Origin of the sequence: Mesorhizobium sp. M7A.F.Ca.CA.002.09.1.1 (assembly GCF_003998555.1) — a bacterium.
GTDB lineage: Bacteria > Pseudomonadota > Alphaproteobacteria > Rhizobiales > Rhizobiaceae > Mesorhizobium > Mesorhizobium ciceri.
In genome coordinates this window covers 1-2936 of the sequence record NZ_RZRR01000727.1, presented here as the reverse complement: position 1 = coordinate 2936, position 2936 = coordinate 1, and the positions used below count along the sequence as shown (strand labels likewise).

At 64.0% G+C, this 2936-nt stretch carries 2 protein-coding genes, 2 pseudogenes and 1 riboswitch; of the genes and pseudogenes, 3 read left to right on the top strand and 1 reads right to left on the bottom strand.

What is annotated here, in order from left to right:
- A pseudogene (locus EN994_RS25205) lies at positions 1-191 on the top strand (DSD1 family PLP-dependent enzyme); the annotation flags it as partial.
- 5 nt (positions 192-196) lie between these two features.
- Here EN994_RS25205 and EN994_RS25200 read toward each other — a convergent pair.
- On the bottom strand, positions 197-1030 hold the full coding sequence (locus EN994_RS25200) for an AraC family transcriptional regulator (RefSeq protein ID WP_063170197.1): 834 nt from the start codon (positions 1028-1030) through the stop codon (positions 197-199).
- A gap of 235 nt (positions 1031-1265) precedes the next feature.
- A riboswitch (cobalamin riboswitch) is annotated at positions 1266-1473 on the top strand.
- Positions 1474-1637: 164 nt separating this feature from the next.
- Here EN994_RS25200 and EN994_RS25195 point away from each other — a divergent pair.
- Positions 1638-2426 carry an ABC transporter ATP-binding protein gene (locus EN994_RS25195; protein ID WP_013532381.1) on the top strand — a complete coding sequence of 263 codons (789 nt, stop codon included), beginning with the start codon at positions 1638-1640 and terminating at the stop codon, positions 2424-2426.
- Positions 2427-2475: 49 nt separating this feature from the next.
- Positions 2476-2936: pseudogene (locus EN994_RS25190) on the top strand (ABC transporter substrate-binding protein); the annotation flags it as partial.

Sequence of the window (2936 nt, the reverse complement as noted above, 5' to 3'; positions counted from 1 at the left end):
CGAACGGCCTGCTCGGCCTGTCCTCCAACCAGCAATTCATGGGCTTGCCCGCCGATGCGGCCGCAAGGCCAGGCGACTACGCGTTTCTAAGGCCGACGCAGAGCGAGGCCGTGCTGCAGCAATTCGGGTCGATCGCCGTGTTTTCCGGCGGAAAGGTCATCGATCGCTGGCCGGCGCTGCCGATGGCGTGATCGAGCTACGCCTTCACCGGTACCCAGATCTCCAGCCCGCCATTGCCGCTGTGGGCATCGAACTCCGGTCCATAGCGCTCGAATTCCGGTGCATCCGCGATTTCGTGACCGGAGTCGGGCAGCCAACTGTTCCAGATCGTGTTGATCGTCCGGCGGATGGATGAGATGTGCTCGCGGTGCGAGAACACCGCATATTTCTGCGCCGGCACCCGCACCCGATAGAAGTCCTTCGGCAGATCCGCAAAGCCGGACACTTCGACGCCGACGACATAGTCGAAATTGCCCGCGTCATCGCCGTTAAGGCAGACGCCGTAGAAAACGCCTGAGATCTCGCCGGGGATGTTGCCGATATAGGGTGCAAAACGCTGCCACTGCATCGGAATCCCGGCGCTGGTTTCGCAGCTGTAGCGTTCGCCGAGGCCGGCGATCAGGAACGGCCGGCTGGTCTCGAAGCGCGGTGGTTCGAGATTGGTGAGGAAGGACTGGTCCATCAGGATCGGCTCCACGAGGTCGAGGTTGTTGGTCGAGCCTTGCGCGCGCACCAGTTCCGGCGTGGTGCCGAACTGATCGCGGAAGGCACGGGTGAACGCCTCATGCGAGTTGTAGCCGGCGTCGAGCGCGACGACGAGGATGTCGGGCGCTCCGCCGGCCAGCTTGCGCGCCGCCTCGGTCAGCCGGCGTGAGCGCATGTAACCCATCACCGAGCGGCCGGTTGCGGCGCCGAAGGCGCGCGTCACATGAAAACGCGACACGCCGCTGCTTTGCGCGACATCGTCAAGCGAGATCGCCTCCGGCAGATGGCTCTCGACGAACCACAGCGCTTTCTCGGTCGGGTTCATGGGGCTCCTTTTCGCATTGGCCGGATCATCTTGGCGTTTCCTGGCGCGGCCAGTTTGATCGAAATTGCGCATTCCGTGCAATCTGCGCCGATCCCATGGGCTTTCGCTTGACAGCGGGCCGCGTCATCTCCTAAGAATGTTATGTTATTACATAAAGTGAGCGTGCAATGCCTGTTTCCCTTAGCTGGCCCACCACTTCGTCCGAGAAATCCATTGCGAAGCGTTTGGTGGAAATCTACGCTGAAGTGGTGATGGTCCCCGAGCCGAAAGGCGAGGGGTGAAAAGGGAACACGGTGAGGCCTGTTCAGGTCGAGGCCGTGGCTGCCCCCGCAACTGTAAGCGGCGAGCAAAATCCGTGAATGCCACTGGCCGGCAAGGCTGGGAAGGCAGGATGGCGCAACGACCCGCGAGCCAGGAGACCTGCCATCACTGAGTTGACCGGACGGGGTGTGCCGGGAGGAAACGCGAATCCCGGCCTTGTCGGCCGGTTCGCCAGCTTCCTTCCGTCGCCAGTTTTGGAAAGTGACGGAAAGTTGGACGGCTCCATCGATCATCGCATCACCATGCTCACACTTTGCCGTCCCCGCAATCCGGCGGGCTGCAGCCGATGAGCGCAGCGCTTCTCGAAGCCCATGACCTCTGTGCCATGGCGAATGGGCGGAATCTGGTCCAGGCGGTCAGCTTCTCGGTGGCCGCTGGCGATCGCCTTGCCATCATCGGTCCCAACGGCGCCGGCAAGACGACGCTGCTGCGCATGCTGTCGGGCATGCTGCGGCCAAGTTCCGGCGAGGTGAAGCTTGGCGGACGCGGGCTGGACAGGATTTCGGCCGCCGAGCGGGCGCTGCATATCGCCGTTGTCGGCCAGACCGACCAGCCCGATCCGCGGCTGGCGGTGATCGATTATGTCGAGCTTGGCCGGGTCCCGCACGCCGGGCTGCGGCGCAGGCGCGAGGAACGCGATATCGCCGTCGAGGCGCTGCGCCGGACCGGCCTGCTGCCGCTGCTTGGCCGCACCGTCGGCTCGCTGTCGGGCGGCGAGCGCCAGCGCGCCCAACTGGCGCGCGCCATCGCCCAGCAGCCCAAAATCCTGTTCCTCGACGAACCGACCAACCATCTGGACCCGCGCGCCCGCGGCGAACTGCTCGACCTCGTGGCAGGCTTTGAGATGACGGTGATCGCGGTGCTGCACGATCTGGCGCTGGTAGCACCCTTCGCCACCAGGGTGGCGGTGATGAACCATGCCCGTCTGCAAGCGCTCGCCGCACCGCGCGAAGCGCTGGCCCAACAGCTGATCCGCGAGATTTTCGGCATCGATGTGCTGCGCCTGCGCCATCCAACCGAGGATCGAGAGTTGACGGTGTTCGAGGTTCCGAACCGTGCCGCGCCGCCGTCGTGATTGAAGCCGTTCCATAGTCGACCCGATCCCACCCACAAGGAGCATACCCGTGAAACGCCTCGCTTTTTCGCTTGCCGTCTCGCTGCTGACCTCGACCGCCTTCGCCTTCCCGGTAACCGTCGACAGCTGCGGCAAGCCGCTGACCTTCGACGCGCCGCCGAAGCGCGCTGTCATCCACGATCTGAACATGGCTGAGATGGCTTTCGCGCTGAAATTGCAGCCGTCAATGGTCGGCCTGACGGGCATCACCGGATGGTACAAGGTCGGTTCCGAATTCAAGGCAGAGCAGGGTTCGATCCCGGAGCTGGCGCCGAAATATCCGACGCTCGAAAACCTCGTGGCCGTGGAGCCGGATTTCTTCTTCGCCGGCTGGTACTACGGCATGAAGCCGGGTGGCGAGGTGACGCCCGACACGCTTGCCCCGCACGGCATCAAGACGCTGGTTCTGACGGAAAGCTGCGTCCATCTCGACAAGAGCCGCCCCGCCGCCTCGATGGACCTGCTCTATGG

Coding starts and splice junctions, on each gene's coding strand:
- EN994_RS25200 (WP_063170197.1), bottom strand. CDS start 1,030: ATGAACCCGACCGAGAAAGCGCTGTGGTTCGTCGAGAGCCATCTGCCG.
- EN994_RS25195 (WP_013532381.1), top strand. CDS start 1,638: ATGAGCGCAGCGCTTCTCGAAGCCCATGACCTCTGTGCCATGGCGAAT.